Genomic DNA, 17,543 nt, shown 5'->3' on the forward strand with positions numbered 1-17,543 from the left:
CAGGACGCAACCATGTCATTTACCGTTGTCATTCCCGCTCGATACGCTTCCAGTCGTTTGCCCGGCAAACCTCTGGCCATGATTGCCGGCAAGCCGATGATCCAGCATGTCTGCGAGCGGGCGAATGAGAGCCGCGCCAGCCGCGTGGTGGTCGCGACCGACGATGCCCGTATCGAGGAGGCGTGTCGCGGTTTTGGTGCCGAAGTCATCATGACCTCGCCCCATCATGCCAGTGGCACAGACCGCCTTGAAGAAGTGGCGAGGAAGCTGCAGCTGGATCCGGATCATCGCGTGGTCAACGTTCAGGGGGACGAGCCTCTGATACCGCCTGAACTGATCAATCAGGTTGCCGATAACCTTGAACAGTACCAGGAGGCCGCCATCGCAACACTGTGCGAGCGGATTCACGATGCCCGCCAGGTGTTCAACCCCAATGTTGTGAAAGTGGTGTTCGATGCCCGGGGCATGGCTCATTATTTCAGTCGGGCACCGATTCCCTGGGCCAGGGACTTCTGGCCAGCGGGGGCTGCTACCCAGGACGTGGACCTTCCGGATGGCATCGGCTATTTCAGGCACATTGGCATCTATGGTTATCGTGCCAGTGTGCTCAGTGAGTTTGTTACCTGGCTGCCGGCCCCCACCGAACGGGTGGAATCCCTGGAACAGTTGCGGGCACTCTATAACGGCGCTCTTATTCATGTGGATGTGGCGGACCGACCGCCGGCTCCGGGGGTAGATACCGAAGAGGATCTGGCCCGTCTGCGGGCGCTGATGGAAAAAGGGGGTGCCCGTGGCTGATCGTGTAAGCGTGCTGTTTGTCTGCCTGGGCAATATCTGTCGTTCTCCCAGTGCTGAGGGCGTTTTTCGCCACCTCGCCCGGGAACAAGGCCTGTTCGGCAGACTGCATATTGATTCCTGCGGCACCGGCAACTGGCATATCGGTAAATCTCCGGACGAGCGGGCAACTGCCGCCGCGGCGCGCCGTGGTATCGACATCAGCGACCTTCGTGCCCGCCAGTTCCGTGCAGAAGATCTGGATCAATTTGACTATGTGCTGGTGATGGATCGGTCTAATCTCGCGGATGTTCGAGAGGTCTGGCACCAGAATGGGGGCACGGAGCCGCGCTTGTTTCTGGATTACGGTGACTCCCGGTTGGCCGAGGTGCCCGATCCTTACTACGGCGGAGAGGATGGATTTGAGCACGTGCTTGATCTGATTCATGACGCCAGTGCCGGCCTTCTGGACGAAATCCGGGGGCGGCTGGCTTGAGTCAGGCTCTGGACATTCAGGAGCGGGCCAGCCTTCAGGGGTTGAATACCCTGGCTGTGCCAGCAACGGCCCGGTACCTGGTGGAAGTTGAAAGCGCGGCGCAGCTCAAACAGGCGCTTTGCTGGGCAGATGACCATGAGCAGTCTGTTCTGGTGCTCGGCGGCGGCAGTAATCTGGTGTTTGCCGGCGATTATCCCGGCCTTGTTATCCGGATGACACTGCGCGGTCGCAGTTGGGAGCAGGTAGACGACCACGGCGCAGTACTGGTGTTGAAAGCCGGCGAGAACTGGCACGAAGCTGTACTTTATGCCGCCCGTTCGGGTTATCGCGGGATCGAGAATCTGGCGTTGATCCCGGGCACGGCCGGTGCCGCCCCGGTACAGAACATCGGGGCCTATGGCACCGAGTTGTGTGACTGTCTGGAGAGTGTCACGGTACTGAACCGCCAGACTCTGGAGGTTGAAACCCTGCCTGCAAGTGCCTGCGAATTCGGCTATCGCGACAGCCTGTTCAAGCACCGGCCGGGCTGTTACATCATTGTTGAAATCCGGCTTCGGTTGTCCCGGAACGCGCCTTTGAATATCGGCTATCGGGATCTTCAGGACTACTTTGGCGATATTGATCAGGCGGAGTTAACCCCCCTGGCGGTGGCCGAGGGCGTGATGGCTGTCCGCCATCGCAAACTGCCGGACCCTGCGGTATTGCCGAATGTAGGCAGTTTCTTCAAAAACCCGGTTATAGGATTGGCTCAGTTTCGGGAGCTTCAGGGCCGGTTTCCGGATGTTGTGTCCTATCCCGCGGATAGTCAGGTCAAACTGGCGGCTGCATGGCTTATTGACCAGGCGGGATGGAAGGGGTTTCGTAACAGCCGGGTAGGGGTTCACAACCGCCAGGCGCTGGTGCTGATCAATCATTCCGGTGGAACTGGCCAGGATGTACTGTCCCTGGCTGATGACGTGCGCCAGTCTGTGCTTGAGAAATTCGGCGTTGAGCTGGAGATGGAGCCGGGGATTGTGGGCAACGCCTGATCTGCGGAGACGTCGTTAACACATCGGAAGGCTGGGGGCAGCCTTCCGGTGTGTATGGTTCAGGGTTACAAGCCGCCTTTGGGCGATGCCTTCACCAGGAACGACAGAGCCTCATCCACAGGAATGTCCTGTTTTTCCTCGTCCCGCCGACCCTTGTATTCCAGGGTTCCGGCGCTCAGGCCGCGTTCTGAGACCACGAAGCGGTGGGGGATGCCAATCAGCTCCATATCTGCGAATTTCACACCCGGGCGTTCGTTGCGGTCATCCAGCAGAACATCGTAGCCAGCTAGGCGAAGCTGTTCGTAAAGCTTGTCGCCAGCCTCGGCCACCACCGGAGATTTGTGACCATTCAGGGTAACAATGGCCACCTCGAACGGTGCGATGGCATCCGGCCAGATGATGCCCTTCTCGTCGTGGTTCTGCTCGATGGATGCCGCGACGATGCGGGAAACGCCAATACCATAACAGCCCATTTCCATAATCGAAGTCTTGCCGTGTTCATCCAGAACCGAGGCGTTCATGGCCTTGCTGTACTTATTGCCCAGCTTGAAAATGTGGCCAACTTCAATACCGCGACGGATCTCCAGTGTGCCGTTCCCATCCGGGCTGGCATCGCCCTCGACCACATTGCGAAGATCTTCCACACGGCTGATTTCGGCATCGCGTTCCCAGTTTACGCCAGTCAGGTGATAATCATCCTTGTTGGCGCCGCAGACAAAATCTGCCAGGTGTGCTGCGCTGCGATCCACGATAACCGGCACCGGCAGCTTGACCGGGCCGATGGAGCCTGGCTTGCAGCCGATGGCTTTTTCGATTTCCTCGTCGGTTGCCATGGTCAGCGGCTCGGCAATGCCGGGAAGGTTCTCGGCCTTGATCTCGTTCAAGGTGTGATCGCCACGCAGAATCAGGGCCACCAGGCCGGATTCACCATTCTCATCCGCCTCTGCTTTCACCAGCAGCGTTTTTACGCTGCGCTCAGCCGGCATGCCGAGGAACTGGGAAACGGCGTCGATGGTGCGTTGTCCCGGGGTATGAACTTCTTTCAGTTTTTCGCCGGGGGCAGGGCGCTCACCGGCCGGTGCCACTGCTTCGGCTTTTTCGATGTTGGCGGCGTAGTCACCGCTGGTGCTGAACACGATGGCGTCTTCACCAGACGAGGCCAGGACGTGGAATTCATGGGATGAACTGCCACCGATGGAACCGGAGTCCGCCTGTACCGGACGATAGTCGAGCCCCAGACGGTCGAAAATGTTGCAGTAGGTCTGGTGCATGACCTTGTAGGTTTCATCCAGGGATTCCGCGTTCAGATGGAAGGAGTAGGCATCCTTCATGATGAACTCGCGGGCGCGCATCACACCAAACCGGGGGCGGCGCTCATCGCGGAACTTGGTCTGGATCTGGTAGAAATTGGCCGGCAGCTCCTTGTAGCTTTTCAGCTCGTTCCGGATCAGATCAGTGATGACTTCCTCGTGGGTGGGGCCGAAGCAGAAATCCCGGCCATGGCGGTCGTTCAGGCGCAGGAGTTCACCGCCGTACTGTTCCCAGCGCCCGGATTCCTGCCACAACTCGGCGGGTTGTACCGCCGGCATCAGAACTTCCTGGGCACCGCTCTTGTCCATTTCTTCACGGACGATTCGCTCCACCTTGCGCAGGGTGCGCAACCCTAAAGGCAACCAGGTATAAAGGCCGGCGGCCAGTTTACGGATCATGCCCGCCCGCAGCATCAGCTGGTGGCTGATAATCTCGGCGTCGGAAGGGGTCTCTTTCTGGGTAGCTATCAGGTAACGGCTCGCTCGCATCGTGTCTTCCGCTGTCATCAGAAAAGTGGGAGTCAGACTAATTGGCAAGGCGGGATGCCCGCCACAGCCTTTCATTGTCGTAGAGTGGGCGTTATTGTACGGAGCCTGCATCACAAGGTACAGATAATGACTGACGAATCCATCGATGTGTCACCCCGCCGGCGCCCGGTTCAGGCTCGCAGCCGGGAACGGGTGAACACCATACTGCACCATGCCGCCGGGATCTTTCACGAGCAGGGCGTCGACAGTACCAGTATGTCGGCCATTGCCCGGCAGTCCGGTATGTCTCTGGCATCGCTTTACCGCTATTTCCCGAATAAAGCAGCGATTGTTCATGCCATTGCGGAGCGTCACGTTGAGAAGATGGAGCAGGCGTTGCGGGCCAGGCTGCCGCAACTGAGTCTGAGCGATGCGGTGGATGTTCTGATCGATCTGTTTTACGACTTCTACCGAACGGAGCCCGCCTATTCCGCCATCTGGAGTGGCGTGGAAGCCATGCCGGAACTGAGGGAGCTGGATCTTCGCGAACTCTACAGCAATGCCCGGGATCTGGATGCCCGTCTGCAGGAGGAGTATCCCGATTTGCCGGCAGATCGCCGCTGGACAGCCAGTTTGCTGTTACCCCGTTCTGCCGGCACGATTCTTCGGCTGGCGGCCACCCTGCCGGATGAGCAGGGCGTATTGTTGGTACAGGAAATGAAAACCATGGCCCGTGCTTACCTGGACAACCTGGTGGCTCAGGACAGGTAACCCAGCGGCAGGGCAGTGCTGTCGATGACCCGCCGCAGAACAAAGCTGGAGTGAACGCCGCTGACACCGGGAATGCGGGTTATCCGGTTCAACAGAAAGTGGTGGTAGTGGTCCATATCCGGCACGACCACTTTGAGCATGTAATCCGCGCTCTGACCAGTGATCAGATAACACTCCTGAACCTCCGGGTATTCTCCCACCTGTTCCTCAAACGCAGCAAAGCGCTCTGGTGTATGCCGGTCCATGCCAATGAGAATAATCGCCGTGAGCGACAGTCCCAGTTTTTTGTGATCCAGAATGGTGACCGTCCGCACGATAATGCCGGCCTCCTCGAGGGCGCGAACCCGGCGCAGGCAGGGAGAGGGGGACAGCCCGACCTTCTCGGCCAGCTGCTGATTGGTCAGGGAGCCGTCTTTTTGCACTTGTTCGAGTATTTTCCGGTCGAGCTTGTCAATTTTGACAAGCGTTTTCTCTGTGTCTGGCATTTTCTGTCTCTTATTTGCGGGTTTTTGAAATTATATGGCATTATTTGGTTGTGCGGCCAGAAAATGGCAACCAAATAGCTCGCTCCAGCCTTTACACTGTGCGTGTTCCAATCACTGTCTGATCTCGGAAGGAATTTTCATCATGGCTTTTGACCATCGCAAATACGTTGCTTTCCAGCCGGTCGCCAAGAAAGACCGTCGCTGGCCCGATCAGGTTATCCAGAAAGCCCCGGCCTGGTGCGCTGTAGATCTTCGGGACGGCAACCAGGCCCTGGTCAAACCCATGTCTGTTGCCCAGAAGCAGCGTTTGTTTGATTTGCTGGTCAAGCTGGGTTTCAAGGAGATCGAAATCGGATTCCCGGCAGCCAGCCAGCCGGACTTTGATTTCTGCCGCAAGCTGATCGAAGAAAACCGGATCCCGGATGATGTGAAAATCCAGGTCCTGACCCAGGCTCGCCCGGAATTGATCGAGCGGACTTATCAGGCCCTTGAGGGCGCCAAACGGGCGATTGTGCACGTCTACAATTCCACCTCGACCGTGCAGCGGGAGCAGGTATTTGGTCTTGACCGGGAAGGTATTCGCGATATCGCCGTACGTGGTGCCACTATCGTGCGGGATATCGCTGCTCGCTATCCGGGCACAGAGTGGACCTTCCAGTATTCGCCGGAGAGCTTTACCGGCACGGAGCTGGATTTTGCTGCCAGTGTGATTGATGCCGTCAACGATGTCTGGCGCCCGGACCAGGGCCAGCCGGTCATCATTAACCTGCCGGCGACCGTTGAAATGGCAACGCCCAATGTGTTCGCGGATCAGGTGGAGTGGATCTGCGACAACATTCGCTATCGGGAGCACATCAGCATCAGCCTGCATACCCACAATGACCGGGGCTGCGCGGTGGCAGCCGCCGAACTTGGCGTGATGGCGGGTGCAGACCGGGTGGAAGGTACCCTGATGGGTAACGGCGAGCGCACCGGTAACATGGACCTGGTTACCATGGCCATGAACCTGTATTCCCAGGGAATTGACCCGACCCTGGATCTGTCTGGCATGGCCGAAATCACCGAAGTGGTGGAGGCGTGCACCGAAATTTCCACCCATCCGCGTCATCCTTATGCCGGTGAGCTGGTCTTTACCGCTTTCTCCGGCAGCCATCAGGACGCCATTCGCAAGTGTCTCTCCCGTCGGAAAGAGGGCGATGCCTGGAACGTGGCTTACCTGCCCATCGACCCGTTCGATGTCGGGCGCCGATACGAGGAAGTGGTTCGTATCAACAGTCAGTCCGGCAAAGGCGGTGTCGCTTACGTACTCGAGCGGGACTACGATATTACCCTGCCGCGGTGGCTGCAGATCGAGTTCAGCAAGGTGGTCCAGCGCGAAGCTGAAACCAATGGTGGAGAGATTGATTCACATACTATCCACCGTCTGTTTGAAGAGCGTTATCTGAAAGTACACAGCGACTGGGCTCTTCGCTCCTACGACCTGCATCGGGATGACAATGGTGTGCGGGCCGAAGTGGTCGTCGGTGGCGATGCGGCTCCGGCTACCCTGGAAGGTCGAGGGCTGGGAGCCGTGGAGGCGGTTTCCGACGCACTGTCCAGGCAGTTTGGGGTCTCGGTGGCGGTCGAAGCCTATGATGAGTACGCGCTGGGCGAAGGTACCAATGCCAATGCTCTGGCGTGTATCCGGCTGACAGCCAATGGCAGGCACTGCAGTGCGGCAGCCCTGGCGGAGGATACCACCTCGGCAACGTTGCAGGCCCTGTTCTCGGCTGTCGCTCAGGTGCTCGATGATAGTCGGTCCGAGTCTGTCTCTGCAGAAACAGCCGAGACTGCCTGAACGGATAATCCCTGAAACAAACAGAAAGGCCGGTAATCCAAGGATTACCGGCCTTTCTTGTTTCTGCCCGTGAGGGGCATCAGGACGTTAACATAACGGCTTAGAGCGGCGTTACGTTTTCGGCCTGCGGGCCTTTCGGGCCCTGGGTTACGGTGAACTGCACCTGCTGACCTTCGGCCAGAGTACGGAAACCGTTTGCGTTGATTGCACTGTAGTGAACGAAAACGTCACTGCCGCCTTCCTGGGCGATGAAGCCAAAGCCCTTGGATTCGTTGAACCACTTTACGTGGCCGGTTTTGGTATCGGACATCGATCTTTCCTGTCTTACTGATAATTTTCCCTCACGGGACCTTCTTTCGAGCTGGGACATCCGGAGCGCACTGAGGAAGGGGCAACGAAAAGCCAAGGGCAGGACGTTGTAACGCATTCGCCAAATAACGCTGCAGAAGTACACAGCAATTTTAAGTATAGACCGACTTTGAAAGGCGTCAATTGTTTTTTTTATGATCAGTAAGTGTTTTTTAATTGATAAAAAACAATAAGTTGTAATCAAAGTGAAACCCGGGGCTGCTCTTGATCAAGAGCGCCCCGGGTGTTCTGTGGCTCAGCGGATGGAGGTTTGGTCAGCGACCGAATTTCTCGCTGATTTCTTCCAGAATGGCCGGGTCGTCGATGGTGCTGGGTACCGTGTACTCCTCCCCATCGGCAATCTGGCGAATAATACGTCGCAGGATCTTGCCGGAGCGGGTTTTGGGTAAACGGTCAACAACGATGGCCCGGCGGAAACAGGCAATAGCCCCGATCTTCTCGCGAACCATCTCTACCAGCTCCTCCTCCAGTTCGTCCTGGTCGATGGTGGCGCCATCTTTGATCAGCACCAGGCCAACCGGAATCTGGCCTTTCATGTCGTCATGGGCGCCCACCACGCAGCATTCTGCGATGGCCGGATGGGAAGCAACGACTTCTTCCATCTCGCCGGTAGAGAGCCGGTGCCCGGCGACGTTAATTACATCATCCGTCCGCCCCATGATGAAGACATAGCCGTCATCATCGATAAAGCCGCCGTCGCCGGAGCTGTAGAAGCCCGGAATCGGCTTCAGGTAGCTGTTCTGGAAGCGCTGGTCATCGCCCCATACGGTCATCAGGCAACCCGGGGGTAATGGCAGTTTGACTGCAATTTGGCCCTGTTCGCCTGCCGGTACCTGGCTACCTTCCATGTCCACCACCTGAACGTTGAAGCCGGGTGAGGGGACGGTTGCAGAACCGGGTTTGGTGGTCATCATTTCAATGCCGACCGGGTTGCAGCATATGGCCCAGCCGGTTTCGGTCTGCCACCAGTGATCGAGGATGGGCAGACCGGTGTGCTCTTTCAGCCATTCGTAGGTCGGCGGATCCAGGCGCTCGCCGGCCAGGAAGATGCGTTTGAGAGAGGAGACATCGTAGCGGCTCAGCTGATCTGCTTCCGGGTCTTCCTTGCGCACTGCACGGAATGCGGTGGGCGCGGTAAACAGCATGTTGACTTTGTGATCCTGAACCACACGCCAGAATGCGCCGGCATCCGGGGTTTTTACCGGTTTGCCTTCGTAAAAAATGGTGGTGCAGCCGGTAAAGAGCGGTGCATAAACAATGTAGCTGTGGCCTACCACCCAGCCAACATCTGAAGCAGCCCAGTAAACGTCTCCGGGTTTGGCGTCGTAGACCAGCTTCATGCTGTAAGTGAGGGCAACGGCGTGGCCCCCGTTGTCACGGACTACGCCTTTAGGTTTCCCGGTGGTACCGGAGGTGTAGAGAATATAAAGCGGGTCGTTGGCCTTGACGGGTACCGGTTCGGCCGGGGTGGCGTTGGCCACGATCTCGTTCCAGTCAAAGTCTCGGCCTTCCTGCATGGTTGCCTTGACCTGGGGCCGCTGGAATACCACGCAGGCTTCCGGTTTGTGGCTTGATTGCTCAATGGCCTTGTCTACCAGCGGTTTGTATTCGATCACTTTGGTAACTTCGATGCCGCAGGAGGCGGTAATCAGGGCCTTGGGCTTGGCATCTTCAATGCGAACGGCCAGTTCGTGTGCGGCAAACCCGCCGAAGACCACCGAATGGATAGCGCCGAGCCGGGCGCAGGCCAGCATGGCTATGGCTGCCTGAGGACTCATCGGCATGTAGATGATGACGCGGTCACCTTTTTCGACTCCGCGGGCGCGCAGGGCGCCGGCAAACAGAGCGACTTCATCACGCAGTTCGTTGTAGGTAAATGACTGCTTGGTATTGGTGACCGGGGAGTCGTAAATCAGGGCTTTCTGGTCGCCACGGCCGGCACGGATATTGGCATCCAGAGCAACGTCGCTGGTGTTCAGTTCCCCGTCTGGAAACCACTCGCCGTGGCCATTGTCGAGGGCGCGCCAGATCGTATTCGGGGCTTTGATCCAGTCGATGTGCTGCGCCTGCTCACGCCAGAAATCATCCCGCTGGTCAATGGACCGGCGAAATTCGGAGTTGTAGCTCATTGTGCTCCACCTCGGTTGTCCGTGTTGTTGTTTTATCGTTGTTATCGACAACTTTAGGAGCTTTGAAATCCGGGGCTAGTAGACCATAGGCGTAGTTGCCAGGCTCTGCGGCTCTATTCGCTCGAAGAATTGATCTCTGTCACCCGGGCGGACACCGAGCCGTGACCAAGTCTTGCGGTAATCTGACTGCCAGTTTCCAGATCACCAGCCTTGCGAACGATCCGGTCATTGTCGTCTTTGACGATGGCGTAGCCTCTTCCGAGGGTGGCCAGGGGGCTGACAACATGAAGGGTTTGTGCAATATGCTGTAATCGCTCGTCTTTTTGGCGCAGCTGGTGACGGGTCGCGAGTGTCAGGCGCTCCTCGAGACGTTGGGTCTGTTCTTTTACCGTTTTCAGCGTTCGGCGTGGGGATTGTGCGCTCATCCTTTGAAGCAGGTAATCGGTTTTCTGCTTCTGCTGGTCCAGTCTGTCACGGATCGCCTTGTTCAGCCGCAGCTCAAGCTCATCCATGCGTTGCGCCTTTTCCAGTAGTTCCCGTCGAGGATCCCGGAGCCGGGCAGACAGGTGCCCCAATTGGTTATGCAGTCTTTGCAATAAGCGGCGTGCAGACTGGCCAAGACGCCCCTGTTGCTCGGCCAGTCGACGGAGCCAGTCCTGCTGGTCGGGCGAGATCTTCTCAGCGGCAGCCGACGGCGTGGGGGCTCTCAAGTCCGCGACAAAATCAGCAATGGTGACGTCGACCTCATGGCCAACGGCGCTGACGGTCGGGATGGGGCAGGCGGCAATGGCCCGCGCGACGGCTTCTTCGTTGAAGCACCACAAGTCTTCCAGGGAGCCGCCACCACGGCCGATGATCAGGACGTCAGCGAGACCGTGCCGTTGAGCACGGTCAATGGCTTGGACGATATCTGCGGTGGCCGCCTGGCCCTGAACGGCGGTGGGATAGAGCGTGATCGGAATAGCCGGGCAACGTCGCTTGAGTACCGTCAGGATATCGTGAATGGCGGCGCCAGTTGGTGAGGTGATCACACCAATATGCCTGGGCGTGGCGGGAATCGGTTTCTTTCGGGCCGGATCAAACAGGCCTTCACTCTGGAGTCTCGCTTTGAGTGCCTCAAAAGCTTGCTGGAGCGCACCCAGGCCGGCGGGTTCGAGGTGTTCCACGATGATCTGGAAATCCCCGCGGTTCTCATACAGGGTCACCTTGCCGCGAATCCGGATCTGGTCTCCTTCCCGGGGCAGGGTGCGTATGCGCTGGTTGGCGCCACGGAACATGGCACACCGGATCTGGCATTTCTGATCTTTGAGCGAGAAATACCAGTGCCCGGAGGATGGTCTGGAAAAGCCGGAGAGTTCCCCCTCAACCCAGACCTGCATAAAGCTTGATTCCAGCAGGTGGCGCGCCTGGTGATTGAGCTCACTGACCGTTAGTGCTCGTGGGCGGGTGTCCGGATAGGGGGTGCTCACAGGGCGGGCTCCAGGATTATTCATAAGCAATAGCCGAAAGAGGTGGCCAAAAATAACGGAAATTCAAAAAGATGCAACCAAATGGCAAAAACCGCGCGGTTTACTGTCCTTACGCACCACTTTATAATAGATCGATTAAGGATTTTGCTTTGTCGCACCGCCGCGGGTGCGGCACGGAAATTCCCAACTTAGCATGTTCAAAAGGCGGATCCCAATGCTGCGTATTGCCGAAGAAGCCCTCACGTTTGACGACGTTCTGCTCGTGCCCGGATATTCTGAAGTTCTCCCTCACCAGGTCGACCTGAAAACCCAGCTGACCAAGGGTATTACCCTGAATATTCCGCTGGTGTCGGCGGCCATGGATACGGTAACCGAGGCGGAGCTGGCCATTGCCATGGCCCAGGAAGGCGGTATCGGTATCATGCACAAGAATATGACGGTGGAGCAGCAGGCGGCTGCTGTCCGCAAGGTCAAGAAATTCGAAAGTGGTGTGGTCAAGGATCCGATCACCGTATCTCCCGAGACCACCGTGCGCGAACTGGTCGATATCACCATGGCCAACAATATCTCAGGCCTCCCGGTTGTCGATGGCAATGACCTTGTCGGTATCGTCACCGGCCGTGATATCCGTTTCGAAAGCCGCATGGATACCCCCGTCCGGGACATCATGACGCCCAAGGACAAGCTTGTTACCGTCAAGGAAGGCGCCGATCTGGAAGAAGTAAAAGAGCTTCTGCATCGTCACCGCATTGAAAAAGTTCTGGTGGTTAACGATGAGTTCCAGCTTCGTGGCCTGATCACGGTAAAAGACATTCAGAAAGCCAAGGACTATCCGCTGGCGTGCAAGGACGAGCAGGGTCGCCTGCGGGTTGGTGCTGCGGTCAGTACAGGTGGCGACACGCAAGCCCGCGTTGCAGCACTGGCGGAAGCCGGCGTGGATGTGATCGTGGTGGATACTGCCCACGGTCATTCCAAAGGCGTGATTGATCGCGTTCGCTGGGTGAAAGAAAACTACCCGGATGTTCAGGTCATTGGCGGTAATATCGCCACCAGTGATGCTGCCATCGCGCTGGCCGAAGCTGGCGCTGATGCTGTGAAGGTAGGTATCGGCCCCGGTTCCATCTGTACCACCCGGATCGTTGCCGGCATTGGTGTGCCTCAGATTTCTGCCGTCTCCAATGTGGCTGCGGCTCTGAAAGATCGCGGTGTGCCGCTGATCGCAGACGGCGGTATCCGTTTCTCCGGTGATATTGCCAAGGCGATTGCCGCTGGCGCTCACTGCGTCATGATCGGCAGCCTGCTGGCGGGTACCGATGAGGCGCCGGGCGAAGTCGAACTGTTCCAGGGTCGCAGCTACAAGGCGTACCGTGGCATGGGCTCTATCGGCGCGATGGGCCAGGGTTCCAGCGACCGTTATTTCCAGGATGCCAGCAAAGGCATCGAGAAACTGGTGCCGGAGGGCATTGAAGGCCGTGTGGCCTGTAAAGGCCCGATGCGCAATATCGTGCATCAACTGGTTGGCGGTATCAGGGCCTCCATGGGCTACACCGGTAGCGCCACTATGGACGAAATGCGTACCAAGCCCGAGTTTGTTCGCATTACCAATGCCGGTATGCGTGAGAGTCACGTTCACGATGTGACCATCACCAAAGAAGCGCCCAACTACCGAATCGGTTAATCTTTGCCTGATCAGACGCGGCCCGGTTTCCGGGCCGCGTTGTTTCTTTACAGCCCGAGGACTCCATGGCCCAGAACATTCACGACCACCGTATCCTGATTCTCGATTTCGGTTCCCAGTACACCCAGTTGATCGCCCGTCGCGTTCGCGAAATCGGCGTTTACTGCGAGATCAAGGCATTCGATATCACCGATGACGAGCTCAACGAGTTCAATCCCAAGGGGATTATTCTGGCGGGCGGCCCCGAATCGGTAACCCAGCTGGGTGGCCCGCGCGCCCCGGAAGGTCTGTTTGATCGTGGTATTCCGGTGCTGGGTATCTGCTACGGCATGCAGACCATGGCTGAGCAGCTCGGTGGTCGGGTGGCCAGTTCCGAGAAGCGGGAGTTCGGTTACGCCCAGGTGAAAGTGCGTGCCAAGGGTCCACTTCTTGCGGACATTACAGACCATCTGACGCCGGCCGGTGAATCTCTGCTGGATGTGTGGATGAGCCACGGTGACAAAGTGGTGGCCATGCCTGAAGGTTTTGAACTGCTGGCTTCCACTGAAAGTGCGCCGATTGCAGCCATGCAGGATCTGAGCCGCGGCTTGTTCGGTGTCCAGTTCCATCCGGAAGTGACGCATACGCTGCAAGGCAAGCGAATTCTGGAACACTTCGTGATGACCATCTGTGGCTGCGAAGCGCTCTGGACGCCGGCGAAAATCGTGGATGACGCGGTTCGGCAGATCCGGGAGCAGGTCGGCAGCGACAAAGTGTTGCTGGGCCTGTCCGGTGGGGTGGATTCTTCGGTTACGGCGGCTTTGTTGCATAAAGCCATCGGTGACCAGCTTACCTGCGTGTTCGTGGACAACGGCCTGCTGCGTCTGCACGAAGGCGATCAGGTGATGGACATGTTTGCCAGTAACATGGGCGTGAAGGTTATCCGGGTTGACGCCGAAGATCTGTTCCTGTCCAAGCTCAAGGGTGTGAACGACCCGGAGCAGAAGCGCAAGATCATCGGTAACACCTTCATTGACGTGTTCGACGACGAAGCGGCCAACATCAAAGATGTGAACTGGCTGGCCCAGGGCACCATTTACCCGGACGTAATCGAATCTGCGGCGTCCAAAACCGGTAAAGCTCACGTCATCAAATCCCACCATAATGTGGGTGGCTTGCCGGAAACCATGAAGATGAAGCTGGTAGAGCCGCTGCGCGAGCTGTTTAAAGACGAAGTGCGCCGGATCGGCCTTGAGCTGGGTCTGCCATACGACATGGTGTATCGCCATCCGTTCCCGGGGCCGGGGCTGGGCGTTCGTATCCTCGGCGAGGTCAAGAAAGAGTACGCGGACATCCTCCGCCGTGCCGACGCGATCTTCCTGGAAGAGTTGCACCGTGCTGATCTGTACCACAAGACCAGCCAGGCGTTTGCCGTCTTCCTGCCGGTGAAATCAGTGGGTGTAGTGGGTGATGCCCGTCGCTATGAATATGTCATCGCTATTCGCGCGGTTGAAACCGTCGACTTCATGACGGCTCGCTGGGCGCGCCTGCCGTATGAATTGCTCGAAACCGTGTCAAACCGGATTATCAACGAAATCTCCGGTGTTTCGCGGGTAACCTACGACATCTCTTCCAAGCCGCCTGCAACCATTGAGTGGGAGTAGCCGGCAACGACGGGCACTCTCTGGTAACCGTCTGTCAATGACAGGCGTTCATTCAACCCGGCGCCATTGCCGGGTTGTTTGTTTTTGGACTTTGATTAATTACCTGGAATTACCCGGTTTTTCTATTTGAACCTCAGTGCATCCACCAGCAAGCGAAACAGCGGGGATGATTGACGGCGACTCGGGTAATACAGGTAATAGCCGTCATAGGTGGTAAACCAGTCATTCAACAGACTGACCGGTTTTCCGCTGTGCAGTTCTTCTCTCACCATTGCGGTCGGCGCCTACGCTGGAAAAATGCCCCTGTTACAGAACGTTCAGGAGAGTTTTTGGAACCGGGTGTCAGCCGCTCGAAACCGGAGTAGCCGACAAATTCCGCAATATGCCGCATTGCTCGACTGTCCGACGGTTTGAACAGCTGCGGCGCAGCATTCTCAGTTGCTCGTTCAGTTTGGTTAGTTCCTGGATACGCGCCTCCACCTGCTCGATATGCCTATCCATCATCCGATTCACATCATCACATTGCGCACCGGGTGACCGGTTTAAAGCCAACAACTGCCGGATCTCCGGCAAACTGAGATCCAGGCTGCGGCAGTGCTTGATGAACAGCAAATGCTCAACGGCAGCTTCATCGTACAGGCGAAAATTGCCTTCACTGCGTTCTACAGAGGCAATCAAATGTTCCTTTTCATAATGCCGGATGGTTTGCACGGAGCAGCCAGTCACTTTCGACAGTTCGCCGATTTTCATCATCTCTCAATATTCCGATTGACTCTATAGTTGTTATAGAGTTTATAGTGGCTGTCTGTACATCCACAAGGGCTTTATTCGATGTCTGACCCGTGCAATGACAACTGTCAGAGCAACAAGATTGCCAGTGCCCCCACCTCTGGGATAGCGAATACTGACGTAGCTTTGCAGCATGGCTATGTCAGTGACTACCGGGTACCAAAAATGGACTGCCCGTCGGAAGAGGGGATGATCCGCATGGCTCTGGACAGTATTGAGCCCCGCGTTTTACTGGAGTTCGATACACCGAATCGGAAGGTGCGGGTATTCCATGGCGACAATGGGGCTGCCATCGAGGAGAGGATGCGCTCCCTGGGGCTGGGTGCCACGCTGGAAAAAACCACCCCGGTGGGGGAAGGGGATCTAGTCCTGGCCAGGGAGAAGGAAGAGGCAACCGCCCAGGTCGAAGCCGGTATACTGAAGTGGTTGCTGGCCATCAACGGCGTTATGTTCGTGGTTGAACTGACAGTAGGCTGGCTGGCGCAATCCACTGGCTTGATCGCGGATTCTTTGGACATGTTTGCTGATGCCGCCGTCTATGGCGTGGCACTGTATGCCGTTGGACACAGTGTACGGATGAAGCTGCGCGCTGCGCATTTTTCCGGTTGGCTTCAGTTGATTCTGGCGCTGGGAGTCCTGGCTGAAGTCGGGCGGCGATTTGTCTTCGGCAGCGAACCTGTATCCGCGTTAATGATGGGTTTTGGTCTTGTGGCCCTGGCGGCCAACGTCTGGTGTCTGGTGCTTATCGCAAGAAACCGGCACGGCGGCGCACACATGAAAGCAAGTTGGATCTTTTCGGCTAATGATGTCATCGCCAATGTGGGGGTTATCGTCGCCGGTGTATTGGTCGCCTGGACGGGCTCCCGTCATCCCGACCTGGTCATTGGTCTGATCATCGGGCTGATTGTGCTGAATGGCGCCCGGCGTATTCTGCAACTGCGCTATTAGTCTCTGGCTCTTTCTCGCTGCTCGGATTCATGCCGGCAAAATTCCGCGCCTGGGCGGCCTATTAAAATAGTCGCCGCTCTCGCCGATGCTTATGGAGAATTTTCTGTCAACCGTGCCCATAGGTGTGGGCATCCTTGTGCATGTGGTCCGGGTGCTCGAATTCCAGTGTTGAATGACGTATGTTGAATTCCTGCGCCAGAGCCTGTTTTATCCTGTATTTGATATTCTCAAGCTGATCCCATGCACTTTCCTCGATAATCACATGGGCCTCCAGCGAGGCATCGTGTTCGCCCATCTGCCAAAAATGCACATGGTGAAGGTCGATAACGCCTTCGATGTTGGAGAGGGCAACAATGACGGCATCGGTATCGATGTCCACCGGGCTACCCAGCATGAGTGTTCTGATGGTGCCGCCGATTTCTGTCAGGCCCAGGTAGAGAATATAGCCCGCGATACCGATGGTGATGGCAGGATCAACCCAGCGCATGTCGTAGAGCAAAATAAGAGTCCCGCCAATGACCACGGCGACCGACGCGAGTGCATCCGACAGATTGTGAAGAAACAGTGCACGGATATTGACGCTGTCTTTCTGCATCGAATAGGTGAGCAACGCTGTCAAGGCGTCCACAGCCAGAGCGATACCACCAAGCCAGACGACCCACCAGCCCTTTACCTCTGGAGGATCGATTATCCGCATGCCACCTTCGTAAACCAGGTAGATCCCGATAATGATCAAGGTAGTGTAGTTGATGAGAGCTGCAACGATTTCAATGCGTCCGTAGCCAAAGGTCATCCTTGCGTCAGCCTGGCGGCGCGCAATTTTTTGCGCCGCGAACGCGATGACGAGTGAGGCCATGTCAGAGAAGTTATGCAAGGCGTCCGCGATAAGGGCGAGACTGCCGGCAAAGATACCTCCCCCAATCTGAGCCAGGGTCAGGATCCCGTTCGCCCAGATGGCGATGGCAACGCGTTTATCCTTGGTCTCGGGGGGTATATGCACATGGTCGTGACTCATTGGGTTAACCTAGTTGGTGGCTATTTATAAAGAGGCATCTGCTGTATTCAGCTTACTCTGTGCCTGGTCGCCTGTACCTTGGCGACTTTGTGGATTTTGGGCCATTGGCTACTCATCCATTTTGACAGTTTTCAGGAGTTCCGCAAGGCTGTCTTCGGCCGCTTTTTTGTTCGGGAATGGCCCGATATTTTGACCTTCACGGGTTAAAAAATACCAGTCACTGTTGATGGCGTGGATGCGATGTGTTCGAAAGGGTGAGGCTTCTTTCAAGTCATCTATTCGTTGCTTGGGTGGATCGTTCATAGTCTTTCCAGGATATAAACCGCAATAAAAG

General features: G+C 56.9%; 17 protein-coding genes. 8 read left to right on the forward strand and 9 right to left on the reverse strand.

The features are described from left to right. The first annotated feature begins 12 nt into the window (after positions 1–12). From kdsB to murB, 3 genes are read left to right on the forward strand one after another with little or no spacing between them, the layout of a single operon-like run. On the forward strand, positions 13–798 hold the full coding sequence (kdsB, locus tag ARC85_RS04015) for a 3-deoxy-manno-octulosonate cytidylyltransferase (protein ID WP_286714327.1): 786 nt from the start codon (positions 13–15) through the stop codon (positions 796–798). Beyond that, positions 791–1,270: a low molecular weight protein-tyrosine-phosphatase gene (locus ARC85_RS04020; RefSeq protein WP_286714328.1), complete on the forward strand. Its 480-nt coding sequence runs from the start codon at positions 791–793 to the stop codon at positions 1,268–1,270. The genes kdsB and ARC85_RS04020 overlap by 8 nt, the downstream gene beginning before the upstream one ends. Continuing rightward, positions 1,267–2,298, forward strand: coding sequence for a UDP-N-acetylmuramate dehydrogenase (gene murB, locus ARC85_RS04025; RefSeq protein WP_286714329.1), 1,032 nt, complete (start codon positions 1,267–1,269; stop codon positions 2,296–2,298). The genes ARC85_RS04020 and murB overlap by 4 nt, the downstream gene beginning before the upstream one ends. Positions 2,299–2,363: 65 nt before the next feature. On the opposite strand, the gene ARC85_RS04030 is transcribed toward murB, so the two are convergent. Further along, entirely contained in the window at positions 2,364–4,097 is a 1,734-nt protein-coding gene (locus tag ARC85_RS04030; protein ID WP_286714330.1) for a proline--tRNA ligase, read from the reverse strand. 126 nt (positions 4,098–4,223) lie between these two features. Here ARC85_RS04030 and ARC85_RS04035 point away from each other — a divergent pair, with 126 nt between their 5' ends. After that, entirely contained in the window at positions 4,224–4,847 is a 624-nt protein-coding gene (locus ARC85_RS04035) for a TetR/AcrR family transcriptional regulator (protein ID WP_278350049.1), read from the forward strand. On the opposite strand, the gene ARC85_RS04040 is transcribed toward ARC85_RS04035, so the two are convergent. Then, complete coding sequence (locus ARC85_RS04040) at positions 4,835–5,332, reverse strand: Lrp/AsnC family transcriptional regulator (RefSeq protein WP_286714331.1); 498 nt, start codon at positions 5,330–5,332, stop codon at positions 4,835–4,837. The two genes, ARC85_RS04035 and ARC85_RS04040, sit on opposite strands and share 13 nt — an antisense overlap. A 142-nt stretch (positions 5,333–5,474) precedes the next feature. Between ARC85_RS04040 and leuA the strand changes: the two genes are divergently transcribed. Continuing rightward, positions 5,475–7,169, forward strand: a complete 1,695-nt coding sequence (leuA, locus tag ARC85_RS04045; RefSeq protein WP_286714332.1) for a 2-isopropylmalate synthase — start codon at positions 5,475–5,477, stop codon at positions 7,167–7,169. Between the two features lie 100 nt (positions 7,170–7,269). On the opposite strand, the gene ARC85_RS04050 is transcribed toward leuA, so the two are convergent. From ARC85_RS04050 to xseA, 3 genes are all read right to left on the reverse strand, one after another. Further along, entirely contained in the window at positions 7,270–7,479 is a 210-nt protein-coding gene (locus ARC85_RS04050; RefSeq protein ID WP_011785214.1) for a cold-shock protein, read from the reverse strand. A 313-nt stretch (positions 7,480–7,792) separates the two neighbouring features. Next, complete coding sequence (locus ARC85_RS04055; protein WP_286714333.1) at positions 7,793–9,718, reverse strand: propionyl-CoA synthetase; 1,926 nt, start codon at positions 9,716–9,718, stop codon at positions 7,793–7,795. Positions 9,719–9,780: 62 nt separating this feature from the next. Next, positions 9,781–11,160, reverse strand: a complete 1,380-nt coding sequence (gene xseA, locus ARC85_RS04060; protein ID WP_286714334.1) for an exodeoxyribonuclease VII large subunit — start codon at positions 11,158–11,160, stop codon at positions 9,781–9,783. Between the two features lie 190 nt (positions 11,161–11,350). On the opposite strand from xseA, the gene guaB reads away from it, so the two are divergent. Both guaB and guaA read left to right on the forward strand, forming a co-directional pair. Next, positions 11,351–12,814 (forward strand): IMP dehydrogenase, encoded by a 1,464-nt coding sequence (guaB, locus tag ARC85_RS04065; protein WP_286714335.1) that lies wholly within the window; start codon positions 11,351–11,353, stop codon positions 12,812–12,814. A 65-nt stretch (positions 12,815–12,879) separates the two neighbouring features. Beyond that, complete coding sequence (gene guaA / locus ARC85_RS04070; RefSeq protein WP_014421253.1) at positions 12,880–14,457, forward strand: glutamine-hydrolyzing GMP synthase; 1,578 nt, start codon at positions 12,880–12,882, stop codon at positions 14,455–14,457. Between the two features lie 122 nt (positions 14,458–14,579). Here guaA and ARC85_RS04075 read toward each other — a convergent pair whose 3' ends face one another. Together ARC85_RS04075 and cadR are read right to left on the reverse strand one after the other, a co-directional pair. Beyond that, complete coding sequence (locus ARC85_RS04075; protein ID WP_080530605.1) at positions 14,580–14,729, reverse strand: type 2 periplasmic-binding domain-containing protein; 150 nt, start codon at positions 14,727–14,729, stop codon at positions 14,580–14,582. 70 nt (positions 14,730–14,799) lie between these two features. Further along, positions 14,800–15,207 carry a Cd(II)/Pb(II)-responsive transcriptional regulator gene (gene cadR, locus ARC85_RS04080; RefSeq protein ID WP_063142036.1) on the reverse strand — a complete coding sequence of 136 codons (408 nt, stop codon included), beginning with the start codon at positions 15,205–15,207 and terminating at the stop codon, positions 14,800–14,802. An 81-nt stretch (positions 15,208–15,288) separates the two neighbouring features. On the opposite strand from cadR, the gene ARC85_RS04085 reads away from it, so the two are divergent. Next, the gene (locus tag ARC85_RS04085) at positions 15,289–16,194 is read left to right on the forward strand and encodes a cation efflux transmembrane domain-containing protein (protein WP_153740021.1); all 906 of its coding nucleotides are present in this window, start codon (positions 15,289–15,291) and stop codon (positions 16,192–16,194) included. Between the two features lie 106 nt (positions 16,195–16,300). Here ARC85_RS04085 and ARC85_RS04090 read toward each other — a convergent pair whose 3' ends face one another. Next, positions 16,301–17,209 (reverse strand): cation diffusion facilitator family transporter, encoded by a 909-nt coding sequence (locus tag ARC85_RS04090; RefSeq protein WP_042924023.1) that lies wholly within the window; start codon positions 17,207–17,209, stop codon positions 16,301–16,303. 108 nt (positions 17,210–17,317) lie between these two features. Continuing rightward, complete coding sequence (locus tag ARC85_RS04095) at positions 17,318–17,512, reverse strand: DUF6316 family protein (protein WP_044629833.1); 195 nt, start codon at positions 17,510–17,512, stop codon at positions 17,318–17,320. Positions 17,513–17,543 lie beyond the last annotated feature (31 nt).

Source organism: Marinobacter sp. tcs-11 (assembly GCF_002049515.1).
GTDB lineage: Bacteria > Pseudomonadota > Gammaproteobacteria > Pseudomonadales > Oleiphilaceae > Marinobacter > Marinobacter nauticus.